Below are 23,692 nucleotides of genomic sequence, written 5' to 3'. Positions count from 1 at the left end.
GTGGTTTACCTGTAGTTATGCCTCGTAAACACCAGTGAAAAACAATGCTATAATTGGTAATCGGGTAAATAACGGAACCATTTAGCCATCAATCAAACCTTTTAACTACAAAAAAGTGGGCTGAATAGTAGGTTGGGTTATATTTGTTTATCGCCAAAACCGTACCCAACTACATGCAACTAACTATTCAAAACCTTTCCAAGACGTATTCAAACGGGGTAAAAGCCCTTGACAATGTTTCTCTGACTATACCGACCGGTATGTACGGCCTGCTAGGGCAGAACGGTGCCGGTAAGTCAACGCTGATGCGGACACTGGCTACTTTACAGGATGCCGACAGCGGAACCGCTTTTCTGGGAAATTCCGAGGTCGACAGCATCGATGTCCTGAACGATAAGGAAGGTATCCGGCAGGTGCTTGGGTATCTGCCGCAGGAGTTCGGGGTGTACCCGAAAGTGGCCGCCACTGACCTGCTCGATTACCTGGCCGTGCTGAAAGGCATTACCAGCAGCAAGGAGCGGAAGGAACTGGTGGATGCCCTGCTGCAGCGGGTAAACCTCTACGAACACCGCAAAAAGGCAGTCAGCAGCTATTCGGGTGGGATGAAACAACGCTTTGGCATCGCTCAGGCCCTGATCGGCAACCCGAAACTGATTATTGTGGATGAACCAACGGCCGGCCTCGATCCGGGCGAACGCAACCGGTTCTACAACCTGCTGTCTGAAATCGGAGAAAATGTGATCGTTATCCTGTCGACGCACATCGTACAGGATGTCATGGAACTGTGCCGGAACATGGCCATTATTCACCGTGGCAATGTGCTCTACAGCGGCTCTCCGCTCGACTCGGTTACGATGCTGGACGGTAAAATCTGGCAGAAATCCATCGAAAAAGCCGAACTCGCCGGATATGCTGAACAGTATTCGCTGATTTCGAACAAGCTGGTTGCCGGCAAACCGCTGATTCACATCTACAGTGAAGATGTACCCGCAAATGGCTTCGAACTGGCTCAGCCTGACCTCGAAGACGTCTTCTTCTCGACTATTTCTAATCATGCGTAATCCATAACCCGCTCTGGAACAACATGTTTAGATATCTATTTACCTTTGAGTTGCGCTACTGGCTGCGACAGCCGATGGTGTACGTGTTCATGCTGGTTAACGTGCTGATGTTCGCCTGGGCATCGGCGTCCGATGATGTGTCGATTGGCGGGTCGTTCGGCAATATCTACAAAAATGCGCCGTATGTCGTTCAGAATCAGTTTGGTGTGTGGTGCCTGTTCGCCCTGCTGATGACAACGGCCTTTATTCAGAACGCTGCCATCCGCGATTTCAATTACAAAACCAACCAGATCGTCTTTTCGTCGCCGATTAAAAAGCTGGATTATCTGGCCGGGCGGTTTCTGGGTTCGTTTATCGTGTCGCTCATTCCGTTTTTAGGGATCTCGCTGGGTATCATGCTGGGGACGCTCATCGGGCAGACAACCGGTTCGGTGGATGCCGAGCGGTACGGGCCGACGGAGCTGATGTCGCACGTAAACAGCTTTCTGGTGTTTGCCATTCCGAATACCTTCATCAGCGGGGCCATCATTTTTGCGCTGGCAGCCCTAACGCGTTCTACCATTATTTCGTTTGTCGGTGCCATTCTGCTGCTGGTAGCCTACGGGATTTCGAGCAGCTTCCTGAGCGACGTGGAAAATGAGCGGCTGGCGTTCTTCGTTGATGCCTTCGGTGCCCGCCCGTTTGAACTAATCACCAAATACTGGACCGTCAGCGAAAAAAATACCCTGTCGGTGGGCCTCAGTAACCCGGACATGCTCATGAACCGGCTGATCTGGACGGGCGTCGGGGTCGGTATACTGGTCTTTACCTATTTCCGGTTCTCGTTTGCCGAGCGCAACGCCGTCAACCGGAAAAAGAAAAAAGACCATATTCAGGAGGACAGCCCGCGGCCATTGTTTATTCCGTTGCAGCCGCTACCGGTCATACATCCGCAAAAAGGCACTTCGGTTGCCTGGCAGCAGATGATCCGCATCGCCCGGCTGGAGTTTTGGGGCATTATCACCGGCACGGCGTTCATCGTCATCCTGCTGGCGGGGATGCTCAACATGGGGTTCTCGCTGCAATATTCAGATCGCTTCTACGGGTTGATGTCCTACCCGGTAACCTATCAGGTGATTTCCACGATCCGCGGAACGATGTATGTCTTCCTGATTGCGATTATCGTCTTTTACTCGGGCTCAGTCATCTGGAAGGAGCGGGAGGCGGATATGGATCAGATTTATGATGCCATGCCGAACCGGACATGGACCGTTTTTATGGGTAAGCTGCTGGGCCTGATTGGCATGGTGGCCGTGATTCAGGCGGTCTGTATTCTGGCCGGTATCGTAACCCAGTTGCTGAAGGGGTACACGACGCTTGAACTGGACCAGTACCTGATTGAGTTTTTTGCCATTGACCTGATCCGGTTTATTCCCCTGATCGTACTGTCGATGCTGGTGCATACGCTGGTGAATCAGAAGTATGTCGCATTTTTTGCCTTCATCGTGGTATTGATTACCAACGCCTACATCTGGGGACCATTGGACGTAAGCAGCAATATGGTTCAATTCAACGCCTCACCGGATTATACCTATTCGGATATGAACGGCTTCGGCCCGTTTGTGAAGTCGTTTGTCTGGTTCCGGATTTACTGGACGCTGGTAGCCGCCCTGCTGGGGATGAAAGCGATCCTGTTCTGGGTACGCGGCCGTGACAGCAGCTGGGCCAGCCGGTTCCGGACGGCACGGCTCCATTTTTCGGGCACCAACGCAGCCATCACAACAGGGTTGTCCGGTGCGCTGATTCTGTGCGGCGGTTTTATTTTCTACAACACGAAGGTGATTAATAGCTTCGAGTCGGACGATGACCAGGAAGAGCGGCAGGTCAGCTATGAGCAGAAGTATAAAAAATACCAGGGCATTCCGCAGCCGCGCATCAGCAATGTTAAGTACACCATTGATGTGTATCCGGAAGAGCGTAACCTGTCCGTGAAAGGCGATTTTGTGCTCGTAAACCGGTCGAGCTTCCCGATTGATTCGGTGCACATTGTGTATCCAAACGAACGGAAATACACACTGTCGATTGACCGGGCCAAACTGGCCATGAACGATTCGGTGCTGCAGTACCAGATTTACAAACTCAGTCCGGCGCTTGCTCCCGGGGACTCGGTACACCTGCGGTACACCATGCTGAAAGAAACCAACGGGTTTGAAAACGAGGTTACGTTTACCAAACAGATTAACCAGAACGGTTCGTTTTTCGACAACAGCGACATTGCGCCCATGATCGGCTATCAGGATGGCTTTGAGATCGGGGATAAGAATAAGCGGAAAGAACATGGCCTGAAGGAAAAAGACCGGATGCCGCAGTTAGCCCGCAACTGTACGGATAAGTGCATGAACACCTACATCAGCAATAACTCTGACTGGGTGATGGTGGAAACGGTGATCAGTACGTCCGGTGATCAGATGGCAGTGGCCCCGGGCTCGCTGCTGAAAGAATGGACAAAAACCGAAAACGGCCAGACGCGGAAGTATTACCACTACAAACTCGATCATCCGTCGCTGAATTTTTACTCCTTTATTTCGGCGCGTTACGAAGTCGCCCGTGAGAAATGGAACGGCATAGATGTCGAGGTGTATTACGATAAGAAACACCCGTACAACGTCAAAAACATGCTGTCGTCGGTGAAAAAATCGCTGGCCTACTACACGCAGAATTTCGGCCCGTATTACCACAAGCAGGCCCGGATCATTGAGTTTCCGCGCTACGCCAGTTTCGCCCAGGCCTTTCCCGGAACCATGCCGTACTCAGAAGGTATCGGCTTTATCGCCAAAATTGATCCGGAAAAGGATATTGATATGGTGTATTACGTGGTTGCGCACGAGATGGGGCATCAGTGGTGGGCGCATCAGGTCGTGGGGGCTGACATGCAGGGAGCCACGATGCTATCCGAAACCATGGCCCAGTATTCGGCGCTGATGGTGATGGAAAAGGAATACGGCAAAGACCGCATGAAAAAGTTCCTGAAGTACGAAATGGACCGCTACCTCGGGGATCGCGGAACGGAGTCGGTGAAGGAAGTGCCGCTGGAAAAGGTCGAAAATCAGGGCTATATCCATTACCGGAAGGGTAGTGTAGTCATGTACTATCTGAAGGAGATGATCGGCGAAAAGGCGGTAAATAACGCCCTCCATGAGCTGGTGCAGAACTACGCCTACCGCCGGCCGCCGTACCCGAATGCCTATGCGCTGGTGGATTTGTTCAAGAAAAATACGCCGGATTCGCTGCAGTACGTCATCACGGACCTGTTCGAGGAAATGACGGTTTTCAATAACCGTGCCCTATCGGCGTCATACAAAAAACGGCCCGACGGACAGTTTGAGGTGACGGTAGCGGTCCAGAGCGAGAAATTCCGTGCCGACCAGTACGGGAACGAAAAGCCGGTGACGCTCAATGACTGGATTGATGTCGGCGTCTATGGGCGTCCGGCCGACGGAAAGGATCAGGGCAAGTTGCTGGCGATCCGCCGCGAGAAAATGAAGAAAAAGGATAGCACCTATACCTTTGTCGTGAAGGAAGAACCCTATCAGGCCGGTATCGACCCGATCAGCTTCCTCGTTGACCGCGTACCGGACGACAACCTGAAAAAAGTAGAGAAGCTATAATTGTTTACAGGACAAGGAGGTTTTACCACATAGTTACATAGAATACAAAGATTGTTAATCATCTTTGTTTCTCTATGTGGCTATGTGGTATTTTTTAATAGGTAATGCTGAAATAGCTGAACAAGGCCGGTTCGCTGCCCTGTTGCAGCAAGCCCGGACGCGGGCTGCGGTCCCATGGCGGGAGGAAATCGGCATTATAGGTAGCCCCCTGTGTTTTTACTTCTGTCCAGCCGCCCTTGCCGTCGCCCCGGAAAAAGCGGCACAGATACCCTTTCTCCACCTGAATTTTGAGTGTCAGCGGCTTTGTCGTGCCGACGGCTTCTTCATGAGCAACGGTCGTCTTGTTATTTTTAACCTCCTGGATTTGCAGCATGGTACCTTTCACCCCGATGCTAACCGACTGGCCGGCATCGCCGTACAGCACCAGCCCTTTCAGCGATTCGTTGTGATTGGCGACTTCAGTGGTAATGGTATAATCACCGCTCAGCGGCCGGACCGTAAGGGCGGTGCCGGTGGAGTTTTTCGCATCCGGTGTGCCCGACAGCGCCAGGTTACCGCCGGATAGTTTCCAGGCCGGTTTGGTATGGCGGAAATCCCATTGCCAGTCGCCGGCGAGTGCCGGTTTCGTAAAGTCGTCGCGGAAATTCTGAATGGCAGCGGCTTTAGCCCCCATCGGGTGGAGCGAAGGCCAGCCTCCTGGCTGGTCCCAGCGCAGTTCACTCAGCATGCCCTGCCGGCCGGTATACACATTGTCTGCTTTGTTGTAGGCGTGATACAGATAATAGTCCTTGCCGTCTTTGCCGGTAACGACGGTGCCGTGGCCGGCGCATTTCCATTCGTCCGTTTCAGCCAGTACCGGGTTACCGGTGAAGCGGGTATAGGGTCCCTGGATAGCCGTTGCTCTGGCAACTTCAACCTGATAGGTACAGCCCCGGCCACAGCAGGCACCTAGCGAATACAGCAGGTAGAAGTAATTTCCTTTCTTAACAATGCACTGGCCTTCAATGCCTTTTTTGTCGTCGTCGCGCAGCAGCATGAAGGGTTCACCCTCCAGTTTCATGCCATCTGTCGACAGGCGGCTGCCCAGGATTTCGATAGGTCGTTTGTCGAGGCCATAGGCTTTCCAGGTCATGTATAGCTGCCCGTCGACGTCAATTACGAACGGGTCGATGGCTTCCTTACCGAATTCGAGCATGACCCCGTGATCAGTGAAACCTTTGGCCGGGTCTTTCGCGGTGGCCACACCGATGCAGGAAATGCCGTCGCTTTTCCGGCGGGCGACGTAATACACAAAGTAGGTACCGTTGCGGTAGAACAGCTCCGGTGCCCAGAAGGAGGCCGAGGCCCACGAAGGTGTCTGGTTAAATACGTATCCGAGGGGCTTCCAGTGGATCAGATCCGTTGAGGTGAAAAGCGGGTAATGCGGTGCCCATTCGGAGGAGGTACCGGTTGCATAGTAGGTGTTGCCGCGTCTGATCAGCGAAGGGTCGGCGAAATCGCCGGGAATGACCGGGTTCTCCTTAACCGAACCGGAATGGGCTGTCCGGGTAACAACAGCTGTCGTTTCATGGACCACAGGTTTATTTATGGTACTGAACGCATAAAGTCCGGACAGAAACAGGAGTGCGTTTGTAAATTTAATCATGTCAGGTTTGGGTGAAAATGAGTAGCGCATGGCTTGCTGCACTACTAATAGAGTCAGAAAAGGGCATGTAACCCCTGACCTGAAAAGAAAATTTACGTTGGTTATACTTTTATAAACGCTTGTTATGAAGCTATAACTGGCCGTTATCAGCTCCTATGGCTTTTTCTGCCACCTTTGTATAACCCAAACGGCAGAAAGACAACCCATCCGGGACGTACGATGACGGATGGGGCGCGGCAGCCGAAAAGCGTATCGAGTAGGCAATTAACTCAACCATTTATTGTTATGAAAACGCTGAATCTGGATCAACTCGAAGTACAGGAAATGAATAATCAGGAAATGATTGATGCACAAGGTGGCAGTTTCCTGAACCTGGCAAATGTGACTGAAATTTTTGACTTCGCGGCCATTGGCACAAGCCTGTCAATTGGTGGCAATAATGATTGATAATAAGTAAAAGCCATCGCCGGTTCTTTAACTCCCGCGACTGTGCTTGACCAAAGAAGCCCGGCAATTTGCCGGGCTTCTGTTTTTTGTGCCTAGTTGAGCCGGAGTCCGTAAAGTGGTACACACTGTGGCCTGATTTCCTGAATAATGAGCGGACAGCACGATGGATAACTACAGTCAGGACTGGCCGAAACCGGCAGAACCTGGTCTGGTATGACCTGGTCTGGTATGACCCGGTCTGGTATGACCCGATACGTGCCGGGGGATGTGGCTGTGTACGTACGTTGCGGACCCTGGTAGATGACCTCGTTGCCGCGATAAAACGTATAGGAGGAAAAGCCTGTCGGACCTTCCACGGAGATGGCATATTGTTGGCCGGCACAAACCACGTATGGAATGGTGGTGCAGACCCGTGCAGTATCGTCCGGGATGGTGGCTGTATTGATCGCCAGACCCGCTCCGATAACACTAACGGAGTAAGTTAATGTGGCCGTTGCATTGGCCGGCAGACTGGCAATGGTCCAGGTAGATGGATTGCCGGTCACGAACGTCCCGGAAGAGGTTTGGGCGGTACCGGCAAAGTAGGAAAGGTTGGTACTCAATACGTCCTGCACGACAATACCAAAGGCATTCCCCTGACCGGTATTGCTGATCGTGACTGTATAGGTAAGTACCTCTCCGACGCGTGCCTGGGTGGTACTGACTTGCTTTGACAGGGCAAGGAGCGGGGCGGGTGCAAAGCCGATGTCGATCGTATGATCACTTTCGCCGGAGTTGCCGGTTAGCACGTTAGCGACGATTAAGCCATTAGCCATCACGCCGTTATTATCCCTGATCTGGTTTTCGCCGAGCGGGGCGTCCACGAACGCCCGTGCCTGAGAGGGAGTCGGTATTGTCATGCCGGTCAGTGGCCCGAATCCCTTTTTATTGAACTGACTGGCAGCCACGCGGATGGTGTAGGCCGTTTCAATCTGGGGGCCTGGCCGGTTGGGCCGGTTCACGCCGACTGTATCCAACACGTTTATACTATTAAACACATAGTGGCCGGATGCATTGGTGGTCGAACGGCCAACCAGTTGCCCGTCAGCATTGTACAGCTCAAGCTGAACGCCCTGGATAGGCGGTTCACCGGCATCCTGAATGCGGTTCAGGTTTTGGTCGAGCCAGACCAGATTGCCGATCTCAATCGGTTTGGGTAAACACAGGACCTCAACGCCACCCAGACCGGATGCTTTGCCGAACTCATTATTCCCGTTGTTTGCCGGGATATCATTCAGGAGCGAGAAGCCACGTAGTTCTTTACCGGTTGTGTTAGACAATACCTTAAACCCGTTGGTAAACACTTTGCCGTTATTTCGCTCGCTGATCGGATCGAAAGCCGCCACGATGAGCTCGCCACTACCCGGTACCAGCCCCAGCGAACCGATGGCGGTTTCAGTATGGCTGTCGTTATTATAATTGTCACCGGTATAGTATTCATATTCAGGATTTTCGTAGGTGGCTTCCACAAACTGACCACCGCCCGGAGAACCGCATTTTCCGAGCGATTCGACGGCATAAACGGGCCTCGAGAGGGTGCCGGTATTACAGATACGGATAACGTCGCCGGCTGCCCGCGGATCAATTTTGACAAAGTGCCCGTCAACGGCTGAGCCAGCCGGGTCGGGGCCGTGATAAATCGACTGATGCCCGAACCGGTCCATGAACCCCAATACCAATGCACCGTCGTCGTCAAAGACAATATCAGACAGCAGTGGTTGCGAACACAGCACCTCAGGTCTGGTACTGAAACTGAACACCTCCCCAATGGCCGAATTATCGTTGTGCCAGTCGGGATCGCTCGTCCACGGTTGCCAGCTATTCATCTCCCTGGTAAACGTCATACCGGCGACATTACCCCGCTGATAATCCAGCGGAAAATTAATGACTTCAGAAAAGCTGTTAGTCAGTGTGTTAAGCTTATAGACAAACGCCCGGAGGTCAGACCGGTTTTTGGACGTACCGGCATCACAGGTGACCCCGACAAATACATCATCGCCCCGGACACCGAGCCCGAAAGGACGCGCCTGTCCGCCACTACAGCGTGGATCAGGGATGTCAAACGCCAGAACATCGGCCGCCGTGGGGTTGGTCAGGGGGTTCTTGTCGCTGTCGATGAGGATGCGGTACAGGCGTTTATCGTACAGGTTAACCACATACAATGCTTTGCCGTCGCTGCTCATGTCCATGTCGCCAAGTGAAATTTTTCCCACTGAATCGGCGGGGTTTAGTCCATCGTGGATAATATCGGCAGTGTAGTTGGTTGTCAGGTGCGGGTCTTGTCCTGTGCGGATAGTGATCTTCCCGCCTGCAACGTGGTTTACGGTCAGTCCGTTGAGGTTAATAAACTGGTAGGAAGCTGATTTGGCTGCATCGCGCGGACTGGTCGTCACGTAGATGGCGCCCGTTCCGGCGGTACCAAATGCCGTATGCCGCCGCATGAACGAAGCGAGAAAAAGCCGGTCTGTTTCGTTCTGGTACGAAGAGCCCCAGACCGCGCCGACACTGGCACCTGGTGCTTCGGGATGGCCGACCACCGACCCGTCGACCCCGGTTGCGTTGACCGGAACCGTGGCCAGCAGGTTACTGCCAATGGTGGTGCCACTGCCGATGATAAAGCAGACAATTGAAACCGGTGGCCCGGCTTCGCAAAAGTCAATGGCCCGGTTGATGCCGAAATTAAGGCTGGTGGCCGCTCCGGTAGCGAATTGAACAGATGTCCCGTTGTTGCCTGCACCGTCAGCCATTGCCGCCGGGAAAAATGCCTTCAGCGAGTCAGGGATAGAAAACTCGACCCGAACCGGTTCATTGGCAGCAGGGGCCGGCGACAGGGTATACTGCCCCTGGGCATTGGTCACGGCTGTTCCGAAGACCACACTCCCCGATTTAAACGACTGAACGGTAATGCCGGCAACGCCTGATTCTCCCTTATCCCGGATGCCGTTATTATTAAAATCGCGGAATACTGTGCCGGATTTTGCCAGAACGCACGTAACATTGACTGTAAAAAAGACCGTAATGATGAGTTTAGCAGCGCATTTGTAAAGGTAATTTTCCATACACTATTCCTTGTTGACAGTAAGATGCCGGAACGTATGGCAAAAAAGATACCTGTGCTGTAAACTGTAGCTGGTTATGAATAAGATGATACGTTAGAGTCTATAAACGTTTCATTGGTGTAAATGGTAAAGGATACTAATCCGTTTACCGGTAACCACTCATTGGCAGGGTCAAAAGATATGCCAACACAGATTAAATACTATCGAACGGTTGCGTACAAAACAAGAAAAAGCTATCCTCAGCCTGATGTGAGAATAGCCTTACTACTTTGCTACGAAAAAGCTTATTGATCCGCTTCAGCTGGTAAAACCAGCCGGATGGGCGGAAGCGGGGTAGCCGGACTGTACTGGGCGTCCAGCGCTTCCTGGATTGATTCCTGTAACTCCGGAATTGTGTCTCCCTGGGTCAGAATACCTTCTTCAAGGGAGTAGGCCTGAAATCCTCCGGACGTATCAGACTCCACATAAAATACTATTTCGGTTAACATACCGGTAAAATTATCGGGCTGATTCGGGTTTGTCAACACATCCTGTAAAACTTAATATTAGGATGGTACGATAGCCGGAAATTATAACACAATGCGGGGTTTAGCCTGTTTATTGACCTTTTTTGACCGGAAATGGTAGTATCTGATCCTAAGCTGGCCATTTGTTCAGGGGATAATAATAGCCTGTCGGGCATTATCCGTATGTTAACGGGTTTTTGCTATCATTGCAGTATGACGAGCAAAAGCTTTACTCCATCAGCAAATCGCCGGACTGAAATGCTGGCGGGTGTTTCGACGTTCCTGGCGACGATGTACATCATCGTGGTCAATCCGGCCATTCTGAGTCAGGCCGGTTTGCCGTTTAACGGTGTGCTGACCGCTACCATTCTGCTGTCATTTTTCTGTAGCCTGATGATGGGGCTGTATGCAAAGAACCCGATCGTCGTGGCACCTGGCATGGGGCTGAATGCGTTTTTTACCTTTACGGCCGTAAAAGGCATGGGGTTATCGCCTGAAGTAGCGCTGGGCGCGGTATTCTGGGCGGGTATTCTGTTTCTGATACTGTCGGTCCTGAACCTGCGGGCGGCTATTGTACAGGCCATTCCGAAGCCCGTCCGCTATGCTGTTTCTGCCGGCATCGGCTTGTTTATTACACTTATCGGTTTCGAAAATGCCCGGTTTATCGTGGCCCATCCGGCAACGCTGGTCAGCATGGCGTCGCTGCATGATCCGGTTATGATAACCTTTGTGGCCGGGCTGTTGCTGACGGCTGTTCTGGTGGTGCGTCAGGTGCCGGGCGGGATCATTATCGGCATTATGCTGACTACCCTCGCGGCCATTCCCATTGGCCGGTGGTGGGGCGATGCCTCGGCGGTTAACATGGGGCTGAAAACGCTCGTCAATTTTCAGGGAGTACTGGCGGCTCCGGATTTCAGTCTGATTGGTAAACTGGATCTTGTCAATTCCTTCCGCTGGTCGTTGTGGCCGGTAATCTTTGCGTTTGCCTTCACCGATCTGTTTGATAGTTTGTCCACATTTGTGGGGGTAGCCGAAGCCGGTGGGCTGCACGATGACGCCGGTGAACCCCGCAACCTGAAACAATCCTTACTGACCGATGCCGTAGCGACGACGCTGGCCGGCATGCTGGGGACCAGCCCCGGTACCGCCTACATCGAATCCGCAGTGGGCATTGCACAGGGCGGGCGTACGGGACTGACCGCTATCGTAGCCGGGAGTCTTTTCCTGCCGTTTCTGTTTCTATCCCCCTTGTTGTCGGTAATTCCGGCGGTTGCAACGGCCCCCGCCCTGGTGCTGGTCGGGGCGTTTATGATGCAGCCCGTCACTAAAATCTGCTGGGAGCAGCTGGACGATGCCATTCCGGCCTTTCTGGCGCTGGTGCTGATTCCGTTCAGCTATTCCATTACCCACGGCATTATCTGGGGCTTTCTGTCCTGGACGGTTATTAAACTGGCCGTTGGAAAATCAAACGAAGTGCCGGCAGGGTTATGGGTGGTCGACGGCTTTTGCCTGCTTTCGCTGGTATCTTCCTGATGTTTGGCCGGTGGTTTACCAAACTACTGTATTCCGGTTCAGGACTGAGCTTTTTTACAAAGTAACATTGAGCTTTTTTACAAAGTCAGTTCGTTTTGACGCCTTTACCTTTGCTGCATAAAACAGGAAAGCAATGAGAAAGGTAAATAAGATTTATAGTAATGGTGAATTTATAACACCACATGGTACTGAGGTTTTTACATTGATAAATCCGGCTACCAATAACGTGATCGGCGAATTAACGCTTGCGGATGAAACAGATACCCGGGTTGCGATTGCAGCGGCCAAAGACGCATTCCGGCTGTTTTCCCTGACAACTGTACAGCAGCGGATACAGTATCTGGAAAAACTTAGGGATGCCGTTCAAAACCGGGAGCAGGACTTTATCGACACCATGATCGAAGAATACGGTGGAACGTACCGGTTTTCAACGTTAAGTAATAAGTATACGGGAAGCTGGTTCGACAGCATGATCGAAACGCTTCGTCATTTTGAATTCGAAAAAACAATTAACACCTCGCGGGTAAGGTTACAGCCGGTTGGTGTGGTCGGTATCATTACGCCCTGGAATGCAAGTAACAGTTCGGTCTGTAGCAAAGTAGCAACGGCAATTGCTGCCGGGTGTACGGTTGTTATTAAACCGAGTGAGCTGAGTGGTTTGCAGACACAGGTCCTGATGGAGGCGTTTCACGATGCAGGTTTACCCAAAGGTGTCATCAATGTTGTGACAGGGTTGGGAACTGTTGTGGGTACTGAACTTACGGATAATCCTGATGTGGCTAAGATTTCCTTTACCGGCTCGACAGCGGTAGGCAAATTAATCGCGAAAAAGGCAGCAGACAGCATGAAGCGTGTAACGCTGGAATTGGGCGGGAAATCACCGAATATTATTCTGGACGATGCTGATCTGGCGCAGGCCGTTCCGATGGCTGTCTACGGAGCATATATGAATAACGGCCAGGCTTGTATTGCTCCGACAAGGCTTTTGGTACCGGAGAGTAAGCTGGAGGAGGTCAATGCCATCGCTAAGGCAGTTGCCGGACAAATTGTTGTGGGCCCGCCTTTGCAGGAGCTCACCGACGTAGGGCCGATGGTCAGTATAAGGCAGTTTGAGAAGGTTCAGGGGTACATTGAATCCGGGCTTCAGGAAGGGGCCACGTTATTGACCGGCGGGACTGGAAAACCCGCCGGACTGGAAGCCGGAAACTTTGTAAAACCGACTATTTTTACGAATGTACGGAACGATATGCGGATTGCCAGAGAGGAAATTTTTGGCCCTGTGTTAGCCATTATTCCCTATAAAACGGACGAAGAAGCCATTGCGATCGCCAATGATACACCCTATGGCCTGGCTGCCTATATCAGCACATCGAACCCTGACCGTGCGCAGTATGTTGCCGAACGGATCGACGCGGGAAGGGTTTGTATCAACGGTTTCAGCCATGATCCGATGGTGCCGTTCGGAGGCTTTAAACAGTCTGGCATCGGAAGGGAGTACGGAGCCTTTGGTCTGGAAGAGTACCTCGAAACGAAAGCAATTCTGAAGTAATGATGATATTGGAAAGTGCTGTAAGGACAAGACAGCGCTTTCCGAATAAAAATTATGGACAGCGCAGAAACGTCTGATATCGTTTATTCCTGCTATCATAGCATTAGCCGAAAAGGCGAAAATTTTATTCCTCAGCACATTCTGTCGTATCAGATGGCGGGGAGTTTTATGCTGGCAGATGGCAGGGAGATTTATAAGGCTGAAGCAGGCGCTCTTACCCTGTTACGGAAAAATCAACTGGTAAAGTTTACCAAGTTCCCTCCGGAAAACGGCCGTTTTGAAAGTCTGAATATCTATGTAAGCGAACGTAATTTACAGCAGATGGCCGGCGAATATAGTATACAAGCTGATCATAGAAGTAGCCTGGCATCGATGATTCCTGTCGGGATGACCATGCTTCTCCGGAATTATATTGATTCCTTAAAAGCGCTCATTGATAGTAATAGCCTTGGGAATAAGCCGTTGATTGATTTGAAAATAAAGGAACTGATTCTGATTCTGCTGGATGCGCAACCCGGTTTAAAACAGGCTTTATTTGACTTCTCAGCGCCGCACAAATCGGATCTGGAAGCATTTATGAACCAAAATTACCGGTACAATGTCAAACTCGACCGTTTTGCGTATCTCACGGGAAGAAGCCTGGCTACATTCAAACGGGATTTTGAGAAGGTATTTCATACATCACCCCACAAATGGCTATTACAGAAGCGCCTTGACGAAGCTTATTTTCTGCTTAAAGAGCAAGGGAAATCTGCATCGGACATCTACGTTGATCTTGGTTTTGAAGATCTTTCCCATTTTTCATATACGTTTAAACGGCAATTTGGGTACAGCCCCGCCAAACTTAAGGCGTTCTGAAAACTGTCCGTGATGCCGGCTTACTTCCGAGGGATGAGGCACATGCATTATTTCGGCAGTTTCAGGTCCCAGTCATCGGTACGGAAAGGGATAAGGGGTAATCCTTCCTTGCTGAATACGTTCGGCTCCGGCGCATCCCGGAAGGCAAACCGAACGGCATAGGGGACCTTTACCTCGTCAGACCAGACATCGATCATATTGCCGCGGATGCGGGCTTTGGCCGGTACAAATACCTTGTCGGCGCCGGCGATGGTGAATTCGCTGAGTTCTTTACCCTTACTGATCAGTCCTTTAGGGGCGTTCAGGAAGCTTAAGCGGAGGATATGGCCTTTTTTGCCGGTTACCTTCATCGACTGATATTGCGGACTTTTTGCCGCAATCGTTTTCTGCTCATACGTGGCTGCCAGTACCAGATTGGCTAACCTGTTGCCTACTTCATGCTTATAGGCCGGATGAATATCTTTCAGATTATCGACCAGATCGGTGGTCACCACCATGCCTGATTTAGGGATGTCCATGGCCTGTGTCTGGGCTTCGCGGACTGCCGCTGTCTGGTGTTCACCATTGTAGATAAACGGTGCAATCTGAACATAGTAGAACGGAAAATCTTTTTGCCACATCCCCCGCCAGTGATCAACCAGCAGGTGCATCAGGTGGTAATATGCCTGCGGGTAATGCCGGTTCGACTCCCCCTGATACCAGATAGCGCCCGCAATGGTATAGTGAATAACCGGTGCAATCATGGCGTTGTAAATGGAGCCGGGCTTGCTTGGCCAATGGGCCGCTTTGGTCATACGGGCCGCTGAGGTGCGGGTATCCGGATAAAGCTGCGTCACTGTCACCGGCAGCCAGCTGTCGATGTAGGAGCCACCCCAGGCTACATCGATCAGACCAATGGGCACATTCAGCGTCTGCTGAATTTTCTTGCCGAAAAAATAGCCGACTGCACTGAAGGTCCGCAAACTGGCGGAATCACACAGGACCCAGCTGCCCTTGGTGTCTGTCTGGGGAGCATCAGCCGTTAATTTGGGCATTTTAAAAAAACGGATCAGGTTATTCTTTGCCGTTGGCAGTTCAGCAAGAGCATCTTTAACACCCCTGTTGGCACTCCATTCCATATTTGACTGCCCCGCACAGACCCAGACTTCGCCAACCAGTACGTCGGTCAGCACAATGGTGTTCCGGCCGGAAATCGTGATGGAGTAGGGGCCACCGGCGGCGGGCGTCGGCATGGTCAGTTTCCAGACCGCATGATCGGTTGTTGTCGTTGAAACCGGCTGGTTATCCCATCCGGGGGTTACGGTAACTACCTCGCCGGGTTCGGCCCAGCCCCAGACCCTGACGGACTCCTGTTGTTGTAAAACCATGTGATTGGCGACAAGGGCGGGCAAAATAACGTCGGCGTAAGCGGGTAAGGCACAAAGGAAAAAGAAAACGTAAACCAGTTTTTTCATGAACAACAACCAAATCAGCTAATCTGAATACGAAAAATACGGCAATCCCGATGTACCGCCAAGCAGAAACCGTCATGTTAGACCGGAACAGGTAATCCCGAAGACAGAATACCTTCATTATCAGTAATAAAGCCTGTTGCCGGTTACTAAAAGAAACTTTTCCGGTGCAATTTACCCTTTGCCAGTAAACGATTGCGTGATAAGTACGCGGGAGCGAACAGCGGAGGTAAATTATGAAACAGTGGATTCTTGTAACAGGATTAATGATCGGGCAGCTGGCCGGTTGTAAGGGGCAGTCGGTTCCGTCTGCGGTCGCTGACCGGTTTGCAAAGGGAGCCGATGTGAGCTGGATCACACAGCAGGAAAAAGAAGGCTTCCGCTTTTATCAGTCAGACGGAAAACCGGCTGATATTTTCAGTGTCCTGAAAGAGAAGGGCATGAATACCATCCGGCTGCGGGTCTGGGTAAATCCGCAGGGTGGCTGGAACGGAATAGATGACGTATTGAGTAAAGCAAAACGCGTTCAGGCGGCGGGTATGCGGCTGATGATTGACTTTCACTACAGCGACAACTGGGCCGACCCCGGCAAGCAGACAAAACCGGCGGCGTGGCAGGGCCTGTCGTTTGACGATCTTAAAAAAGCGCTCAGTAGCCATACGACCACGGTATTAACCCGTTTAAAAGAGAATGGGATTACGCCGGAATGGGTGCAGATCGGTAATGAAACAAACGACGGCATGCTCTGGCCTGATGGGCGGGCATCGACCAGCATGGCGAACTTTGCCGCACTGGTCAATGCCGGCTACGATGCGGTTAAGGCGGTCAGCCCGGCCTCACAGGTGATTGTGCACATTTCGAACGGCTATGACCGGACGTTATTCCAGTGGATGTTTGGCGGACTGGCCGCGCAGCAGGCGAAATTTGATATGATCGGCATGTCATTATATCCGTCTGCCGCCGACTGGGAGACAAAAAACAGCCAGTGTATTGCCACCATTCAGGATATGATCGCACAGTATCACAAACCGGTAATGGTGGTAGAAGTCGGGATGCCGGCCAATGATCCGGTAACAGCAAACGCCTTTATCTCCGATCTGATCCGCAAAATGCGCAGTGTACCAGACCAGATGGGGAAAGGCGTGTTATACTGGGAGCCGCAGTCTTATGGTAAATGGCAGGGCTACGATTTGGGGGCGTTCGATGAAACCGGCAAACCAACCGCTGCCATGGACGCTTTCCGCAACTAAAGCGACCGCCATTCTCTGGCAGCGTCTTCCTCGTCTTCCGGTCCGGCACCGGTAACGCCTTCGGTAATGACTTTATGCGCCTCACCCTTAACCCGACTGGATGGTCCCGGACCATCCAGTCCCGGACTGTTGGAAGGGCCGGGGCCTGAGCCGTCGAGGGCATAGGCAATGGAGTTGGCAAGTTCATCTGCATCGGCCGCGTCATCGGCGTGTTGAACGGCATCGGGCGTCTGTTGTCCGGTTTGCTGGTCAATAACCTGTTCATCGGCTTTCGGATCGTGTTCCATACCAGTCGGAATCGTAGCCAGTTTGTTGTCGCCGGTTGTTTCACCGGTTTCAGGGCTGTTGGTTTTCATAGTACGTTGAGGTTTATGCAGATAAAACCCGTTGGTATGGCAGATGTTCCGGCGAGGCAAAAAAAAACCTGACCGTACGGTCAGGTTTTTCGGGTTATATGATTCAGCCTACGGCTTCGAGTTCACGTTCGGAGCGACGAGCCCGTGGACGTTCTTTGAGCCGGAAGAGAATACGCTCTTTCAGCTTCATCCAGCGCTCATACAGTTTAGATTCCTTCAGGAAATTCCATTTTTCCTGTTTTTCATGTTCATTCTTTTTCGGTTCTTCCGGATCGTACAGCATACCCGTACACAGGCAGTGCTTGCGGTTGGTCCGTGTCAGAATATCGTAGTTTACGCAGCTTGAACACCCTTTCCAGAAGGCTTCATCGGCCGGTAATTCGCTTAGCGTAACCGGTTGGTAGCCAAGGTCAGAATTGATTTTCATGACGGCCAGACTGGTCGTCAGGCCGATGATTTTCGCATTCGGAAACTTAGACCGTGACAGTTCAAACGCTTTCTGTTTGATGTTCGTTGCCAGACCACTTTTGCGGTGATCAGGATGCACAATAAGGCCGGAATTTGCCACGAACTTACCGTGCTCCCACGTTTCGACATAGCAGAAACCGACCCACTCACCGGCAACGGTGGTAGCAATAACGGCTTTGCCTTCAAGCATTTTCTCCATCAGGTACACCGGAGAGCGTTTGGCTATACCGGTTCCGCGGGCTTTCGCACTTTGCTCCATTTCATTGCAAATAGTCTCAGCCATTTGCAGATGGTTTTCATTAGCTACCTGAACGATGTATTGGTCGTTAATTATGTCTTGTTGAATCATCGCAGTAATTGGGTAACGAAAAAAACGTCGAACGTTTACCTCAACCAGACGACAGATGTCTGTTGCCCGTACGATTATTAGATTGAAATGAATAAAAAAGGATTAACAGACGAGAAAGTTTTGCCACGTAGGCAAAAAAGATTATATGGCCCTTTCGGACCTGAACCGGAAGGGCGTAGTATGATAGAACGTAGGTATGTATGCTGTCTGTTCCATGTACTGTACTGATCGCGTCTGTAGCGTAAGAGCTGTTTCAAAAACGCGGACAATGTTAATGATATTGTCCGGGTTGTGCAATGAAATAACGGTATTTTTTTAGGATAGTTCCGCCATTACGAAAATATTAAGTCCGGAACCGATGGAATCATTCCAGTGTTTTTTCTATACATTTGTTATTGTAAGTAATTGCTTCCACTTTTCATGACAAAACTAACCGCCGATGATCTGATTTATGGGTACATGAATGGCATATTTCCAATGGCCGATTCTGATGGTACCTTATATTGGTATTCGCCGGACCCGCGGGCTATCATTCCGCTTGAGACGTACAAGCCTGCCCGTTCGTTACGTCCGGTCCTGAACAAAAAAACATTTGATGTACGGGTCAACGGTAACTTTGAGCAGGTGATGCGCTACTGTTCGCTGCCACGTTCTGACGATGACAGTACCTGGATTTCGGAAGAGATCATTGATGCGTATACGACGCTGCACCAGATGGGACTAGCCCACAGTGTGGAGACGTATATAGATGGCCGTTTAGTTGGCGGGTTATATGGCGTTGCGCTCGGGTCAGTCTTTTTCGGGGAGTCCATGTTCCATTTAGCCGATAATGCCTCCAAGGTTGCATTCCATTATCTCATCATGATTCTGCGCCAGCAGCGGTTTGATTTGCTTGATACCCAGTTTATTAATGATAACGTCCGGCGCTATGGAGCCATTGAGATTCCGAAGGCAGACTATTTGCGGCAACTGAAGAGTGCGTTGTTTAAAAAAGCCCGGTTTACGGAACCTACGCTTGAACATTTATTCCGTAACCATGCCGCTGACTGATTCCGGTCCGCGTGTTTGCCCGTCTGCGTAAACGGTATGGTCTGATTTCTTCCCGCTGTTTTTACCGCTGAATCCCAGGTGATTAATAAGGAGACTATACATATTGGCCTGTTTTGTGTAGCGTCTTGACCAATACGGGTTACAGAATAGCCTTTTCTGGTTCAGATACGGTATATTTTTTATATTTGGTCTTTTATATACATCAGCAAATAAAGTATACAACCTGAAGGGCTTGCGGGCCTGTAAATTATAGTATGAAGCAAACTATACCGTTATTTTTTCTGGGGATAAGTCTGTATACGCAGGCGCAGAATACACCCTCGCCCGGGGCGCCGGCGGCGGTTCCTGCGCAAGCCGTAAACGAGTCGAGGGCGGGGCAGCAAAAAGGGATGAAGATTTCGGGGACGATTATGGACGGAACAGCCAACAAACCGGTAGAGTTTGCAACGGTGGCGCTCATTAACCCCCTTACCGACAAACCAATCGGCGGAACAACGACGGATGAACGGGGCCGGTTTTCGATCAATAATGTGGCGGCCGGCACCTACCGGGTGACCGTCAGTTTTATGGGCTACGAGAACAAAACGATCAATAATATTGTCGTTAAGGGTGCTGATATTGCACTGGGTACCGTCCAGATGCAGGCTGATACCCGCATGTTGAATGAAGTGGTTGTGACGGGTGAAAAACCGCTGATCGAGGATAAGGATGACCGGCTCGTTTACAACGCCGATAAGGACCTGACCAATGCCGGTGGTACAGCGGTAGACGTACTGAAAAAAGTCCCCTTACTGACCATTGACCCTGACGGCAATGTGCAGCTGAAAGGCAGCAGCAGCATTAAGGTTCTGATTAACAACAAGCCATCGAGTATCATGGCGCGTAGTATCAGCGAGGCCCTCCAGATGATTCCGGCCGAGCTGATTAAGTCGGTGGAAGTCATTACGGCTCCGTCGGCAAAATACGATGCGGAAGGGACGGCAGGGGTTATCAACATCATTACGAAAAATCAGTTACAGGGCCTGACCGGCGGGCTTAATGCCTCGGCAGGCAGTCGCCGGAATAACCTGGGTGGCAATATTAACTATAAACGCGGCAAGCTGAGCGTGACCGGTTACGGCGGGACCAACTGGAACAATTACTTCGGCGGGTCACAGACGGTGCGGCAAAACCTGCGTAACGGACAGGTATTCAGCAAAATCGAACAGCAGAGTAATTACCGCAACCGGGGCCAGTCACAGTTCGGGTCGTTCAGCGTTGATTATGATCTGGATACGTTGAACCGGATCGGGATCGATGCCAACTTCGGCGGCGATTCCCCGACAACGCGGTCGGTGCGGGATACGCGGCAAAGCCTGGATACGCTGCGGGAATTCCGGCGCTATAACAACAGCCAGAACCAGAACCGGAATATGGACCTGAACTTTAACTATAACCGTACCTCGCGGCGTAGTTCGGAACAGGAGTTTACGTTTCTGGCGCAGTATAACCGGAATAACGGCCAGAGTGGCTATGCGCTGAACCAATACCCGCTGCCCGAAAGCGAGGTGATTGACTATCGGGAACGCAACGAAAATACCAACAGCCAGAGTGAACTGACCTTACAGACTGACTATGCCTATCCGTTTTCGACGGTCAAACGCCGGCTACTGGAAGTAGGTAGTAAGCTGATTGTGCGGGATGTGAACAGTTTTTACAAACTCGAAAACGCTACCGACGGATCACTTGATTTTCAGGAAGACCCGCGGCGGGCCAACACCTTTGACTATGAGCAGATGGTCTGGTCGTCGTATGCGTCGTTCCGGATGCGGACCGAAACCAAATGGGGCTTTAACATTGGCGGCCGCTTTGAGCTGACGGCCATCGACGCCAACTTTATTTCGACCAAAACGCGGTTCACCGATCGTTACCAGAAAATCCTGCCGAACATTACGGTGTCGAAACGCCTCGACGATAACCGCCGCTTCCGGGCCAACTATAGCCAGCGGATTCAGCGGCCGTCGATTATGTTCCTGAACCCGTACGTGAACTATTCGGACCCGAAAAACATCCAGCAGGGCAACCCGTATCTGTCGCCGGAGCTGGCGCACTCGGTTGAATTGTCGTACAGTACCTTCAGCAACAGCGGCACAACGATCAACGTCATGGTTTTCGGGCGGCAGACCAACAATGCCATTGAGCGTATTACAACGGTGGATGCTTCCGGGATTTCGAACAGCACCTACCGCAACATCGCCCGGAACGCTACGTACGGTATGAACTGGTTCACCTCGGTGAAGCCGGTGAAAGCCTGGAACATCAGCGGGTCGGTTACCATTAACTACAACCTGCTGAACAGCCCGGCCTTGCAGACCAGCAACCGGAACTGGAGTTATCAGGGGAATATGAATACCTCGCTGCAATTGCCGGCTAACTTCAGCTTACAGGCAAACGGTTCCTACAATTCGCGCCGGGTGCAGTTACAGGGACAGTCATCGGGTTTCTATTACTATGGCTTTTCGGGCCGCAAAGAGTTTAAAAAACAGAACCTGACGCTGACGGCCAATTTTGAAAACCCGTTCCGGAAGTACAACACCATCGTTACCCTGCTCCGGACCACCACCTTCCTGACCGACGGCTCAAACTACAACGTGATCCGGAATATCCGGTTATCGGTAAACTGGCGGTTCGGTAAGATGAGCGCCGCCCCTGAGCGGTCAAAGAAAAAGGTGAATAACGACGACCGGAAGTAGGTGCAGGGATTCGTCTGTCTTTTGGGTAAAATAATGTCCTCAAAGGCAGACGAATGAAAATACGTTTATTGCTCGCATTGTGGTGTGCGGTCACGTCCGTACTGGCCCAGACACCGGCCGAAACCTATCCCGATGATCCGGCTTCTGTCGAACAGGCGGGTGTTCCGAAAGGGGAGGTGCTGAAATTTACGTTTGAAAAGTCTGCCGTTTACCCCGGTACCTGGCGGGAGTACTGGGTCTATGTGCCGGCGCAGTACTCGCCCGATAAACCCGCCTGCGTTTATGTCAATCAGGATGGGATTCAGTGGAAAGCCCCGACTGTGTTTGATAACCTGATCCATCAGGGCAAGATGCCGGTGACCATCGGGGTCTTTGTTACGCCTGGTCGTGTGCGGGCGGCTAACCCCGATAAAGCGCTTGACCGGTTTAACCGGAGTTTTGAATACGACGGCCTCGGGGACGCCTATGCCCGCTTTATCCTTAACGAGTTGTTACCGGAGGTCGAAAAGCAAAAGACCAGTGATGGCAGGGCTATCAGGCTCTCGACATCCGGCAATGACCGGGCCATCGGCGGGTCGAGTAGCGGGGCAGTCTGTGCCTTTACCGCTGCCTGGGAGCGGCCGGATGCGTTTTCGCGGGTCTTCAGCGCTATCGGGACGTATGTCGGCCTTCGTGGCGGCGACCGGTACAGCACTCTGGTGCGGAAAACAGAGTCTAAACCCATCCGCGTCTTCTTGCAGGACGGTGCCCATGACCTGAATATCTACGCCGGTGACTGGTGGAAGGCCAATGAAGCCATGGAGCGCGCGCTAACGTTTTCCGGTTATGCGGTTCAGCACGTCTGGGGCGAAGGCGGGCATAACGGGAAACACGGCACAGCGGTTTTTCCGGAAGCCATGCGCTGGCTCTGGAAGGACTGGCCGGCACCGGTTGCCACCGGCAAGACAAAAAATCAGTTTCTGAGCGACATCCTGCTACCTGGTGAAGGCTGGCAACCCGTTCCGGCAGCTGTGCAACCGGTAACCCGCAGCAAGCGTACCGGCAAGCTGGTGCCGGGTGCTGATCAGCAACAGTATCTGCTGGCGGGCAGCGAAGTAATTTCGTATGACCGGAGCGGGAAAGCGCAGGTACTGGTAAAGGGTCTTCGGGGTAATGATCTGGTGGCGGCCCATAGCGGCGACCTCTACATGACGGTTACCGGGCCGTCGGATGCCGGTGTTTATCTGGTACGTAACAAACGCGTTCAGCAGGTAGACACGGGGCTGCGAAGTGCTTCCGGCCTCGCCCTGACACCGGATCAGACACAGCTTTATGTGCTGGAACCGACAACGCACTGGATCTGGCTCTACACGATTCTGCCCGACGGCCGGCTGACGAACAGGCAGCAGTATGGCTGGCTGCATGTACCGGATACGGCCGAAAACGCAGGGGCCACTTCCCTGGCATGTGATAAAGACGGTCGGGTGTATGTGGCTACGAGCCTGGGCATACAGGTGCTGGACCAGGTCGGCCGTGTCAATGCCATTCTGCCGCTACCTGCCGGTCAACCGCAGCAGCTCTATTTCGGCGGCCCCGACCATAATCGCCTGCATATCGTGTGCGGGGACAAAACCTACGCCCGCAAACTGAATGTTCAGGGGGTAAAAACCTACGAAGCACCGGTAAAGCCGGGGACGCCGAAGTTGTGATGGG

General features: G+C 51.9%; 16 protein-coding genes. 10 read left to right on the top strand and 6 right to left on the bottom strand.

Going from position 1 to position 23,692, the window contains the following annotated elements; all coding sequences use genetic code 11:
- The first annotated feature begins 173 nt into the window (after positions 1–173).
- Together AC23NW_RS11480 and AC23NW_RS11475 are read left to right on the top strand one after the other, a co-directional pair.
- A complete protein-coding gene (locus AC23NW_RS11480; RefSeq protein ID WP_487449621.1) occupies positions 174–1,061 on the top strand; it encodes an ABC transporter ATP-binding protein in 888 nt (295 codons plus the stop codon).
- Between the two features lie 23 nt (positions 1,062–1,084).
- Entirely contained in the window at positions 1,085–4,708 is a 3,624-nt protein-coding gene (locus AC23NW_RS11475; RefSeq protein ID WP_487449620.1) for a M1 family aminopeptidase, read from the top strand.
- 94 nt (positions 4,709–4,802) lie between these two features.
- On the opposite strand, the gene AC23NW_RS11470 is transcribed toward AC23NW_RS11475, so the two are convergent.
- Positions 4,803–6,353 (bottom strand): family 43 glycosylhydrolase, encoded by a 1,551-nt coding sequence (locus AC23NW_RS11470; RefSeq protein WP_487449619.1) that lies wholly within the window; start codon positions 6,351–6,353, stop codon positions 4,803–4,805.
- A gap of 285 nt (positions 6,354–6,638) precedes the next feature.
- Here AC23NW_RS11470 and AC23NW_RS11465 point away from each other — a divergent pair, with 285 nt between their 5' ends.
- Entirely contained in the window at positions 6,639–6,800 is a 162-nt protein-coding gene (locus tag AC23NW_RS11465) for a hypothetical protein (RefSeq protein WP_293836434.1), read from the top strand.
- 92 nt (positions 6,801–6,892) lie between these two features.
- Here the strand turns inward: AC23NW_RS11465 and AC23NW_RS11460 are convergent, their stop codons facing one another.
- Positions 6,893–9,898, bottom strand: coding sequence for an SdrD B-like domain-containing protein (locus AC23NW_RS11460; protein WP_487449617.1), 3,006 nt, complete (start codon positions 9,896–9,898; stop codon positions 6,893–6,895).
- Positions 9,899–10,182: 284 nt separating this feature from the next.
- Positions 10,183–10,386 carry a type II toxin-antitoxin system HicB family antitoxin gene (locus AC23NW_RS11455; RefSeq protein ID WP_487449615.1) on the bottom strand — a complete coding sequence of 68 codons (204 nt, stop codon included), beginning with the start codon at positions 10,384–10,386 and terminating at the stop codon, positions 10,183–10,185.
- 231 nt (positions 10,387–10,617) lie between these two features.
- On the opposite strand from AC23NW_RS11455, the gene AC23NW_RS11450 reads away from it, so the two are divergent.
- From AC23NW_RS11450 to AC23NW_RS11440, 3 genes are all read left to right on the top strand, one after another.
- Complete coding sequence (locus AC23NW_RS11450) at positions 10,618–11,937, top strand: NCS2 family permease (protein WP_487449613.1); 1,320 nt, start codon at positions 10,618–10,620, stop codon at positions 11,935–11,937.
- A gap of 133 nt (positions 11,938–12,070) precedes the next feature.
- Positions 12,071–13,486: an aldehyde dehydrogenase family protein gene (locus AC23NW_RS11445; protein WP_487449612.1), complete on the top strand. Its 1,416-nt coding sequence runs from the start codon at positions 12,071–12,073 to the stop codon at positions 13,484–13,486.
- Positions 13,487–13,540: 54 nt separating this feature from the next.
- Positions 13,541–14,344 carry a helix-turn-helix domain-containing protein gene (locus AC23NW_RS11440; protein ID WP_487449610.1) on the top strand — a complete coding sequence of 268 codons (804 nt, stop codon included), beginning with the start codon at positions 13,541–13,543 and terminating at the stop codon, positions 14,342–14,344.
- A gap of 47 nt (positions 14,345–14,391) precedes the next feature.
- On the opposite strand, the gene AC23NW_RS11435 is transcribed toward AC23NW_RS11440, so the two are convergent.
- The gene (locus AC23NW_RS11435) at positions 14,392–15,798 is read right to left on the bottom strand and encodes a sialate O-acetylesterase (RefSeq protein WP_487449608.1); all 1,407 of its coding nucleotides are present in this window, start codon (positions 15,796–15,798) and stop codon (positions 14,392–14,394) included.
- A gap of 233 nt (positions 15,799–16,031) precedes the next feature.
- Here AC23NW_RS11435 and AC23NW_RS11430 point away from each other — a divergent pair, with 233 nt between their 5' ends.
- Positions 16,032–17,045 carry a glycoside hydrolase family 53 protein gene (locus AC23NW_RS11430; RefSeq protein ID WP_487449606.1) on the top strand — a complete coding sequence of 338 codons (1,014 nt, stop codon included), beginning with the start codon at positions 16,032–16,034 and terminating at the stop codon, positions 17,043–17,045.
- On the opposite strand, the gene AC23NW_RS11425 is transcribed toward AC23NW_RS11430, so the two are convergent.
- Together AC23NW_RS11425 and AC23NW_RS11420 are read right to left on the bottom strand one after the other, a co-directional pair.
- The gene (locus tag AC23NW_RS11425) at positions 17,042–17,401 is read right to left on the bottom strand and encodes a hypothetical protein (protein ID WP_487449604.1); all 360 of its coding nucleotides are present in this window, start codon (positions 17,399–17,401) and stop codon (positions 17,042–17,044) included. The two genes, AC23NW_RS11430 and AC23NW_RS11425, sit on opposite strands and share 4 nt — an antisense overlap.
- Before the next feature lie 103 nt (positions 17,402–17,504).
- Positions 17,505–18,218: a GNAT family N-acetyltransferase gene (locus tag AC23NW_RS11420; RefSeq protein WP_487449602.1), complete on the bottom strand. Its 714-nt coding sequence runs from the start codon at positions 18,216–18,218 to the stop codon at positions 17,505–17,507.
- Between the two features lie 420 nt (positions 18,219–18,638).
- On the opposite strand from AC23NW_RS11420, the gene aat reads away from it, so the two are divergent.
- From aat to AC23NW_RS11405, 3 genes are all read left to right on the top strand, one after another.
- Entirely contained in the window at positions 18,639–19,268 is a 630-nt protein-coding gene (gene aat, locus AC23NW_RS11415; RefSeq protein ID WP_293836418.1) for a leucyl/phenylalanyl-tRNA--protein transferase, read from the top strand.
- 254 nt (positions 19,269–19,522) lie between these two features.
- Positions 19,523–22,000 (top strand): TonB-dependent receptor, encoded by a 2,478-nt coding sequence (locus AC23NW_RS11410; protein WP_487449600.1) that lies wholly within the window; start codon positions 19,523–19,525, stop codon positions 21,998–22,000.
- 53 nt (positions 22,001–22,053) lie between these two features.
- On the top strand, positions 22,054–23,688 hold the full coding sequence (locus tag AC23NW_RS11405) for an SMP-30/gluconolactonase/LRE family protein (protein ID WP_487449598.1): 1,635 nt from the start codon (positions 22,054–22,056) through the stop codon (positions 23,686–23,688).
- Positions 23,689–23,692: the final 4 nt, after the last annotated feature.

This window comes from Arsenicibacter sp. R0_47, assembly GCF_057652235.1.
The sequence above is the reverse complement of the archived record's forward strand: the minus strand, read 5'-3'. Positions and strand labels throughout refer to the sequence as shown.

Excerpts from the sequence above, each read along its gene's own strand:
- AC23NW_RS11465 (WP_293836434.1), top strand. The coding sequence starts at position 6,639 with ATGAAAACGCTGAATCTGGATCAACTCGAAGTACAGGAAATGAATAAT.
- AC23NW_RS11425 (WP_487449604.1), bottom strand. The coding sequence starts at position 17,401 with ATGAAAACCAACAGCCCTGAAACCGGTGAAACAACCGGCGACAACAAA.
- AC23NW_RS11405 (WP_487449598.1), top strand. The coding sequence starts at position 22,054 with ATGAAAATACGTTTATTGCTCGCATTGTGGTGTGCGGTCACGTCCGTA.
- AC23NW_RS11470 (WP_487449619.1), bottom strand. The coding sequence starts at position 6,353 with ATGATTAAATTTACAAACGCACTCCTGTTTCTGTCCGGACTTTATGCG.
- AC23NW_RS11445 (WP_487449612.1), top strand. The coding sequence starts at position 12,071 with ATGAGAAAGGTAAATAAGATTTATAGTAATGGTGAATTTATAACACCA.
- AC23NW_RS11440 (WP_487449610.1), top strand. The coding sequence starts at position 13,541 with ATGGACAGCGCAGAAACGTCTGATATCGTTTATTCCTGCTATCATAGC.
- AC23NW_RS11410 (WP_487449600.1), top strand. The coding sequence starts at position 19,523 with ATGAAGCAAACTATACCGTTATTTTTTCTGGGGATAAGTCTGTATACG.
- aat (WP_293836418.1), top strand. The coding sequence starts at position 18,639 with ATGACAAAACTAACCGCCGATGATCTGATTTATGGGTACATGAATGGC.
- AC23NW_RS11475 (WP_487449620.1), top strand. The coding sequence starts at position 1,085 with ATGTTTAGATATCTATTTACCTTTGAGTTGCGCTACTGGCTGCGACAG.
- AC23NW_RS11430 (WP_487449606.1), top strand. The coding sequence starts at position 16,032 with ATGAAACAGTGGATTCTTGTAACAGGATTAATGATCGGGCAGCTGGCC.
- AC23NW_RS11420 (WP_487449602.1), bottom strand. The coding sequence starts at position 18,218 with ATGATTCAACAAGACATAATTAACGACCAATACATCGTTCAGGTAGCT.
- AC23NW_RS11460 (WP_487449617.1), bottom strand. The coding sequence starts at position 9,898 with ATGGAAAATTACCTTTACAAATGCGCTGCTAAACTCATCATTACGGTC.
- AC23NW_RS11455 (WP_487449615.1), bottom strand. The coding sequence starts at position 10,386 with ATGTTAACCGAAATAGTATTTTATGTGGAGTCTGATACGTCCGGAGGA.
- AC23NW_RS11450 (WP_487449613.1), top strand. The coding sequence starts at position 10,618 with ATGACGAGCAAAAGCTTTACTCCATCAGCAAATCGCCGGACTGAAATG.
- AC23NW_RS11435 (WP_487449608.1), bottom strand. The coding sequence starts at position 15,798 with ATGAAAAAACTGGTTTACGTTTTCTTTTTCCTTTGTGCCTTACCCGCT.
- AC23NW_RS11480 (WP_487449621.1), top strand. The coding sequence starts at position 174 with ATGCAACTAACTATTCAAAACCTTTCCAAGACGTATTCAAACGGGGTA.